At 65.7% G+C, this 7,884-nt stretch carries 8 protein-coding genes; 2 read left to right on the top strand and 6 right to left on the bottom strand.

All coding sequences use genetic code 11. The features are described 5' to 3' along the window. From AC5JJ6_RS32215 to AC5JJ6_RS32235, 5 genes are all read right to left on the bottom strand, one after another. Positions 1-713 (bottom strand): L-histidine N(alpha)-methyltransferase (locus tag AC5JJ6_RS32215; RefSeq protein ID WP_496045965.1); only part of this gene is annotated, 713 nt, incomplete at its 3' end. Between the two features lie 29 nt (positions 714-742). After that, positions 743-1,048, bottom strand: coding sequence for a GNAT family N-acetyltransferase (locus tag AC5JJ6_RS32220; protein ID WP_496045966.1), 306 nt, complete (start codon positions 1,046-1,048; stop codon positions 743-745). 193 nt (positions 1,049-1,241) lie between these two features. Further along, positions 1,242-2,240 carry an Rpn family recombination-promoting nuclease/putative transposase gene (locus AC5JJ6_RS32225; RefSeq protein ID WP_496045967.1) on the bottom strand — a complete coding sequence of 333 codons (999 nt, stop codon included), beginning with the start codon at positions 2,238-2,240 and terminating at the stop codon, positions 1,242-1,244. A 105-nt stretch (positions 2,241-2,345) separates the two neighbouring features. Beyond that, positions 2,346-3,788 (bottom strand): FAD-binding oxidoreductase, encoded by a 1,443-nt coding sequence (locus AC5JJ6_RS32230; RefSeq protein ID WP_496045968.1) that lies wholly within the window; start codon positions 3,786-3,788, stop codon positions 2,346-2,348. Positions 3,789-3,834: 46 nt separating this feature from the next. Beyond that, positions 3,835-3,960, bottom strand: a complete 126-nt coding sequence (locus tag AC5JJ6_RS32235) for a hypothetical protein (protein WP_496045969.1) — start codon at positions 3,958-3,960, stop codon at positions 3,835-3,837. A gap of 178 nt (positions 3,961-4,138) precedes the next feature. On the opposite strand from AC5JJ6_RS32235, the gene AC5JJ6_RS32240 reads away from it, so the two are divergent. Together AC5JJ6_RS32240 and AC5JJ6_RS32245 are read left to right on the top strand one after the other, a co-directional pair. Beyond that, positions 4,139-4,777: an FMN-binding negative transcriptional regulator gene (locus AC5JJ6_RS32240; protein WP_496045970.1), complete on the top strand. Its 639-nt coding sequence runs from the start codon at positions 4,139-4,141 to the stop codon at positions 4,775-4,777. Between the two features lie 121 nt (positions 4,778-4,898). Continuing rightward, positions 4,899-5,522, top strand: coding sequence for an SH3 domain-containing protein (locus AC5JJ6_RS32245; protein WP_496045971.1), 624 nt, complete (start codon positions 4,899-4,901; stop codon positions 5,520-5,522). Here the strand turns inward: AC5JJ6_RS32245 and AC5JJ6_RS32250 are convergent. Then, entirely contained in the window at positions 5,503-7,539 is a 2,037-nt protein-coding gene (locus tag AC5JJ6_RS32250) for an ATP-binding protein (protein ID WP_496045972.1), read from the bottom strand. The genes AC5JJ6_RS32245 and AC5JJ6_RS32250 overlap by 20 nt on opposite strands. Positions 7,540-7,884 lie beyond the last annotated feature (345 nt).

Below are 7,884 nucleotides of genomic sequence, written 5' to 3' on the forward strand. Positions count from 1 at the left end.
TCGAAGGTGCCGTCCAACTCGCGATTGATCCGTTCGAGCAGGTTGAGGTTGAAGGCGGCGGTCACGCCGGCGGCATCGTTATATGCCGCCTCCAGCCGTTCCCTGGACTTCTTGAGATCGACGCCGATCAGCAGCCGGCTGCCGGCGCCCAACCGCCGGGCGAGACGTGCCAGGAAGGACTGGGCCTCCACCGGGTGGAAGTTCCCGATGGTCGAGCCGGGGAAGAACGCGAGAGTGCGGTCGGCTCCGCCGTCCACCGATACCGGAAATCCATGGACATAGTCGGCAAAGACGGGGGTGACCTTCAGGCCGGGATAGTCGGCCGCGAGACGGGCCGCCGAAACCTTCAAGTGCTCCCGCGAGATATCGACGGGGATGTAGGCCGTGGGCTGGTCGAGCCTGTCCAGCAGGAGGCGGACCTTGGTGCTGGATCCGCTGCCGAGTTCCAGCAGGGAAACGCCTGGGCCTACCTGCGCCGCGATGTCACCGGCATGATGGGCGAGCAAAGCGGTTTCCGTCCGGGTCGGGTAATACTCCTCGAGTTCGCAGATCTCGTCGAAGAGCTTCGAGCCTCGTTCGTCGTAGAAATACTTGGCCGGCAAGGTCTTTTCCGCCAACCCCAAGCCATCGAGAACATCTTCAAGAAACCCGACATCCAGCTTGGCCGCGGATTGCGCGACCTTGACCGGGCGCGGAGCTGTCGCATTCCTCAACGTTTTCTCCCCTTGTCCTATGCGGATTCTTATTCGTTTCCGGCCACGGGCTGGATGACGTCCTGGTACTCTGGGTGCCTCACGACATACTCCCGGACGAAGGAGCATCGCGGCACGACCTTCAAATCCCGGCGGCGCGCGTCTTCCAGCGCGCCTTTCACCAGTTTCGATCCGACGCCCTTGCCCGCCATGGACTCCGGCACCTTGGTATGCACGAAGGCAACGGCATCGCCTTCAACGACATGGTCGATGAAGGCGACATCGTCACCTACCGTCAACTCGTAACGGCTGCGCGCTGCGTTGTCGGTGACAATGCTGGGCGGAGAGTCGCGCATCGAGGGATCCCCCTGAACGATCGGTTGCATCGGTATCCGAATACGAACAGGACAGCAGGGATTTGGTTCTGCCGGTAATCCGGTATTTCCGTGTAGGGAACGTTGGGGAACGGTCAAGGAACGCCCGTGCGCAAGGCTGCGCCAGGGACGTCCTTTCCGGCTGTGGATGGACCGGCTGTTCCAGGCGCCGTTCTCAGTGCTTGGGATCTTCGAACACCGCGTCCAGCGGCTTGCCGTCGACTATGGCATCGATCCAGTTGTCGATGTCGGCAACCGGTGCCGAGGACACCTTGCGTTCGATGGTTTCTGGAACCTCCCCGAACCGCCGGCGGAGCATCCGCATCAGCGTTTCGGTCTTGGCTTGCGCATGGCCCTGCGCCACAAAGACATCTGCGATCGTCGGCATAACGTCGTCCTCCTGCCCCGGTATCATACGTCCCAGCACGGTTCTGAGGCGACCCAGCTGCGCGGCGTCGCTCGTCCCGAAAAGATACCTGACCACGATACGGACGATGGACAAGCCGACCACCGCCGCCGCTCCCAGCAACCGGTCCAGCGTGACTTCCGGATCGTCGTCGCGGGCCGCGTATTTCAGCACCAGCAGGCCCGCCTGAAGCTCCGGATGGCCAGACAGCTCCGCATCGGGAATCGTCGTCAGATCGACCAGAGTATAGCTGAAATCGAGCAAACCCGCGCCTACCATCTCGGCCGGCAATCCATATGCCGCACCGAGGCTGGTCGGCAGCGACCAGCGGTCGATGCCGTGGTAAAGGATGACCGCGAACACCGGGACGGGGACGATCCAGACCGTTCCGTCCGGATTGATGCGCCGCTGGGCGTTGCTCGATGCGACGCCGGTCAGATAGCCCAGCACCTGTACGATGGAATCCGCTTCGGGAGAGCTTTTGTGCTCGACCAGGGTCCAGATCAGGAAAGGCCGCCCCTCCCGGGTCGCAAGGCTGTAGATGCGGTCGCCGCGAAGTTCCGCCAGCGTCGGATCGACAAAGCTCTCCGACCGGTCGATCGCCGGTTCCGCCGAGAGTTGCGCCGCGACGGCGGCCGGCAGTCGCTCCCGCAGGAAGGCGTCTGCGATGCCGGGCTGGTCGAGCAGGGTCTTGGCGAACTGATCGTGACGACGGATCAGCCGACGGTCGCCCGAAGCGCCGCCGACTGCCTCGACCGGTGCTGACATGGTTGCGGCGCCTGAGACTTTTATCGGGTAGCCGTTATATCAGCCCGTAAGTTGCACGCAACCGTATGCCTGTCCGGTCTCTCACCGATCAGTCTTCCCGCGTCGTCACGCCGCAGGCAGGATCTTTCCCGGATTGAGGATGTCCTGTGGGTCGAGCGCCTGTTTGATCATGCGCATGAAGCGGACGCCGTCGCCGTGTTCCAGGTTCATGAACTTGGCCTTGCCGTAGCCGACGCCGTGCTCGCCGGTGCAGGTGCCGTCCAAGGTTATGGCGCGGCGGACCAGACGCTCGTTGAGGATCTCCGCTTCGGCCAGTTCCGCGGCACTGGTCGGGTCGATGCACAATCCCAGATGGAAGTTGCCGTCGCCGACATGGCCGACCGTGGCGATGAAGAACGACGCCGCCTCAAGGTCCGGCTGGGTCTCGGTCATGACCTGGGTCAGCGCCGAGATCGGCACGCAGACATCGGTGCTCCAGACGCGCGCATTGGGCCGCATGCCCTGGATCGCGTAGTGGATGTTGTGCCGGGCGCGCCAGAGCTGGGCGCGGGCTTCCGGGTCGGATGCCCATTGGAAATCGGAGGCGCCGTTGTCCGCCACGATCTCCTTGACCAGCCCGGCCTGTTCCGCGACCGAAGCCTCGCTGCCGTGGAACTCGAAGAACAGCGTCGGCACCTCGTTCAGGGTGAGGCCCGAGTGCCTGTTGGTGGCGCGCATCGCGTTGCCGTCGAGGAACTCGACGCGGGCGACCGGGATGCCGAACTGGATGATCGTGGTGACTGCGGCGACCGCCGATCCCATGTCGGGGAAGGAGCACACGGCCGATGCCATCGCCTCCGGTACGCCGTAGAGCCGGATCGTGACTTCGGTGATGATGCCCAGCGTGCCTTCCGACCCGACGATCAGCCGCGTCAGGTCATATCCGGCAGAGGATTTCCGGGCACGGCTGGAGGTCCGGATGATGCTGCCGTCCGCCATCACCACGGTCAGCGAGATGACGTTCTCGCGCATCGTGCCGTAGCGCACCGCATTGGTGCCGGAAGCGCGGGTCGCCGCCATGCCGCCTATCGTGCACTCGGCGCCGGGATCGACCGGGAAGAACAGCCCCGTATCGCGCAGATGCGCGTTGAGCTGCTGGCGCGTGACGCCGGCCTCCACCGTGCAATCCAGGTCGCCGGGCCGGACGGCGACGATCCGGGTCATGCCGCCGACGTCGATGCAGATGCCGCCCCGGCGCGCCGCCACGTGGCCTTCGAGCGACGTGCCGGCCCCGAACGCCACGACCGGCGTGTCGAACCGGGCGCAGAGCTTTACGATGCCCGAGACCTCTTCGGTCGAGAGCGCCCGGCACACCGCCTGCGGCGGCTGGATGGCATGGTAGGACTCTCCCCGGCCATGGTGCTCGCGGTCTGCCAGGGCGGTCGAGAAACGATCTCCCAAGAGTTCGCGGAGACCCGCGCCCAATGCGGGGGCCAGTTCCGACGGCTTTGCCGCGACGGCGTCAGGCGGCGTGTCGGCTGGAAATTCGGCTTTCAACTGCGCTTCCATAACTCCCTCCCGGAGTTCGTTTTTTCGCTGCGATGTCGCGGAAGGCTCAGCCGCCGAAGCGGTCGGCCCAGTTCTGGTGGAACGGCAGGTCCACGACGCTGGAGAATTCGGCATAGCTTACCATATCCGATTCCCGTCCCTTCGGGGTCCCCGTCCGCTTCAATTCTTCCAACGTCTCGGCCACCGCCTTGACGGCAGTGAACGGCGTGCCGAGAGCATGAAAAACGACATCACGATGCCGTCTTGCCGGAGATTTCGGACCGGCATATCCTGCGCAAGCTCGGCATGGCCTATCCGGTGTAGTTTGGTACGACAGTGTCCGCCAGGATCATTCGAACAGGACAATCTCCATGTATCAGCCGCCCCATTTCCGGGAAGACCGGCTCGACGTTCAGCACGATCTCATCAGGTCCCATCCGCTGGGTCTGCTGATCACCTCGGGTCCCGGCGGCCTGATGGCCAACCCGATCCCGTTCCTGATCGACCCCTGCGCATCGGAACGCGGCACGCTGCTCTGCCACATGGCGCGCGCCAATCCGCAGTGGCGGGAGCTTGCGGCGGTGGAGGAATGCCTCGTGGTCTTCCAGGGGCCGCAGGACTACGTGACGCCTTCCTGGTACGCGACCAAGCGGGAGACGGGGAAGGTCGTGCCGACCTGGAACTACGCGACGGTCCATGCCTGGGGCAAGCCCGCCGTGATCGACGACGCCGACTGGCTGCGGCGGCAGATCGAGAGCCTGACGCAGGCGCGGGAAGCGTCGAGGCCGGAGCCTTGGCAGGTCGGCGACGCGCCTGCCGCTTTCGTGGCGGCGCAGATCAAGGGCATCATCGGCGTCGAGATCCCGATCGGCCGGATCGAGGGCAAGTGGAAGGTCAGCCAGAACCGGCCCGAACCCGACCGGGCCGGCGTCGCCGCCGGCTACCGGGGGCAGGGTGCTTCCGGCATTCCCATGGCCGATCTCGTTGCCGAACGGGGAAAGCCGGGGTGATCCTGGGGATTTCTCCCCGTTTGAGACTACGCGTGGTTAACGGGTCGGCAAGGCATTCCCGTTAGGGTCGGTGCGAACGGCCGGTCACCGTGCCGGCCAGCTATCCGAAGGTACCGTTGCCATGCGCCGTCCAGTCCTTGCCGCCGCTCTCCTGATTTCGCTGAGCGCCTGCCAGGGTCTTCCCTTCACCCAGCAAGCGGCCGAGCCGCCGAAGCCCGCTCCGGCTCCCGCCGCGAGGTTGCCCGACTTCGAGGCGGTCGCGGGCCGCTGGCAGGTCGGCAAGGCCGCCAACCTGCGCGCCGGTCCCAGCACCGACTTCCCGGTCGTCGGCGGGATCAAGGCGGGACAGCCGCTCGACGTCCTGGGCAAGGTTCCGGGTGCGGAGTGGTTCGCCGTGAAGATGGGCGACCGGCATGCCTATATCCACACGCGGCTGGTCCACCAGATGGACGAACCGCCGCCGGTGACGGCGACCACCGTCGTGGCGGTGCCGGCTCCGGTCCGGCAGGCCGAGGTCATGCAGGTTCCGCCGGCTAAGGCGCCGCCACGGACGGTTCAGTCCTCGCCACTGGCGGCCCCCGCCCCGATTGCGGCCCCCGCTCCGGCAGCCGCGCCGCCCGTCGCGCCGCCGGTCTCCATACCGGTTCCGGCTGCCGCGTCCCAGCCAGCCGTCCCGGCTGCTCGTCCCGGCGGCGACTGGGTCGCGACCGGGGCGCCGGTTTCTTTCAAGCCGATTGCTCGTTGACGGGATGGACCAGCACGGGGCGCTGCGTCCTCGGCAGGCTGACGATGACCGTCGTGCCCCGGCCCGGCTCGCTGGTGACCTTCAGTTCGCCGCCGTGAAGTTCCGACAGCGTCTTTGCCAACGGCAGACCCAGGCCAGTGCCCTGGTGGCGCCGGGCGATGCTGTCGTCGATCTGGCGGAACGGCTCGAGCGCCACCTTGATGTCCTCCGCGCGCATCCCGATGCCCGTGTCGCTCACCCTGATCTCCAGCCGGTGGCGGGCCGGCGTGACGGTGACATCGACCCGCCGGTCGCATTCGGCGGCAGACGTGAACTTCACGCCGTTGGACAGCAGGTTCAGGATGATCTGCCGCAGCCGGACCTTGTCGGCCATGATGTCGATGGGCTGCGGCGGCAGGCTGGCTTCCAGCGTCACGCCGGCGGCATGCGCCTCGCTTCCCATCAGGGCGACGCAGGACCGGACCAGTGCGCAGACATCGACCGGCTCGCGGTGAAGCTCCATCCGCCCGGCCTCGACCTTGGTCAGGTCCAGGACGTCGCCGATCACTTCCAGCAGGTGGTTGCCCGATGAATTGATGGCGCCCGCGTATTCCTTCTGCTTGGGCGTCAGCGGGCCGAAGAACTCGCGCAGCAGCATGTCGGAGAAGCCGATGATGGCGTTCAGCGGCGTCCTCAGCTCATGGCTCATATTGGCGAGGAAATGGCTCTTGACCTGGCTTGCCGCCTCGGCTTCCGCCCGGGCGTCCTCCGCTTTCCGTTCGGCCAGCTTGCGGGCGGTGATGTCGGTGTGCGTGCCGACCATGCGTTGTGCGCCTCCCGCCGGATTGGCGCTCACCACCTTGCCCCGGCTGAGGATCCACAGCCAGCCTTCGGACTTCGACCGCATCCTGTACTCCGCCTCGTAAGTAGGGCAGCGGCCCCGGCGGCATTGGGCCAGGGCCTCCAGAGTCGCGGTGCTGTCGTCAGGATGGATCAGCTTTTCCCATGCCTCGATCCTTGGCTCGATCTCGCTGGGCGAATAGCCCAGCATGGTAGCCCAGCGTTCGCTGAAATGCGCGTCGCCGGTGGCGAGGTTCCAGTCCCACAGCCCGTCCCGTGCGGCATCCAGTGCCAGCGCCAGACGCTCTTCGCTGGCGGCCAGATGTTCGGCGAACTGGCGCGCGCGCCGCAGCACCAGCGCCAGGAGCAGGCCCATGACGACGGCGACGGCCAGAAGCGGCGGCAGGAACCAGTGGAGGAAATCGCGTCCCGGAGTCGGAGCGTCCCAGGTCAGCACGCCGAGCGGAGTGTTCAGCGGAGCGGCCAGCATCAGCATCGACGGCGTAACGGCGGCATCGTCTTTGGGGCCGGGAGGGCCCAGGATGGCGGCATTGCGGATCTGGGTCGCCTGACTCAGCTTTTCGAGGAATTCGCCGTCGATCACGCGCAGGATCACCAGGACCCCCGGCCTGACGGCGGCATCGAACTCGTCGGTGCCGGCTTCCGGGGTGAAGCGGGACGCCGCCGCGATGTGGATGCCGCCGTCGAACGGCACCAAGCCGGTCGCCGGGACCGGCTCTTCCGGTTTCGACGCCATCGCCTGTTCGAACAGCGCTTTCAGATCGGCGTCGGAGGTGAAGCCGCCGCCGTTCCCGGCGCTGGTATCCGTGACGGTCTCGCCGATCCGCCCATAGATTTCCCGGCCGTCCGCGTCCAGCAGGAAAACCGCCGCCGCATTGTGCTGGCCGGTCAGGAAAACGCCGAAGTCGCGGTCGGCGTAGCCGGGATCGAACTCGACATACAGATGGGTGATCGGCTCGTTCCACCACGTATAGTCCTTGGCGAGCACGGCTAGGGCGGATTTCGCCTCCTCCAGCGCGTGGTCGACGATCCGCTTCGACTCTGTTGCCGCTCCTTCGTCCTGCCACCAGGCTGAAACGACGGCCAGCCCGAAGATGGTCGCCGCCCCGACGACGAACATGAAAATCACAGGGAGAACCAGGCGGCTGACGAGCGGCGATCCCCGAAGCATTCCCATCAATGACCTCCGAAGCAATAACCCCGCTCTCGATAGCGGTATTATTAATGCTTTGGCAAGAAATTCAACCGACGGTTCGTCACAAGGAGATGGAATAAAGTAATACTGATTTTGGCCGGTCTTTCTCGAAACTCCTGCGGAAACCGGCTGCGATCTTCATACTCCGATTTCCGGATCTCTAATCGGCATCCACGGTGTCCTGATCCAGCGGCCGCCGGATCAGGCTTTGCGGGATCATCGGGATGAGGTTGCGCGGCGGCAGAGCCGGACGCGGAGCAAATCCGGCCATGAGGGCCGGGGCGGCACGTGCCGCCATCTCGCGAAGCTCGGGCTCGGGCGCCGTCT

It is taken from the genome of Skermanella sp. (assembly GCF_059503625.1).

Bases quoted from the DNA above. Each gene is read 5' to 3' on its own strand.
- AC5JJ6_RS32230 (WP_496045968.1), bottom strand. From the start codon at position 3,788: ATGGAAGCGCAGTTGAAAGCCGAATTTCCAGCCGACACGCCGCCTGAC.
- AC5JJ6_RS32240 (WP_496045970.1), top strand. From the start codon at position 4,139: ATGTATCAGCCGCCCCATTTCCGGGAAGACCGGCTCGACGTTCAGCAC.
- AC5JJ6_RS32225 (WP_496045967.1), bottom strand. From the start codon at position 2,240: ATGTCAGCACCGGTCGAGGCAGTCGGCGGCGCTTCGGGCGACCGTCGG.
- AC5JJ6_RS32220 (WP_496045966.1), bottom strand. From the start codon at position 1,048: ATGCGCGACTCTCCGCCCAGCATTGTCACCGACAACGCAGCGCGCAGC.
- AC5JJ6_RS32245 (WP_496045971.1), top strand. From the start codon at position 4,899: ATGCGCCGTCCAGTCCTTGCCGCCGCTCTCCTGATTTCGCTGAGCGCC.
- AC5JJ6_RS32250 (WP_496045972.1), bottom strand. From the start codon at position 7,539: ATGGGAATGCTTCGGGGATCGCCGCTCGTCAGCCGCCTGGTTCTCCCT.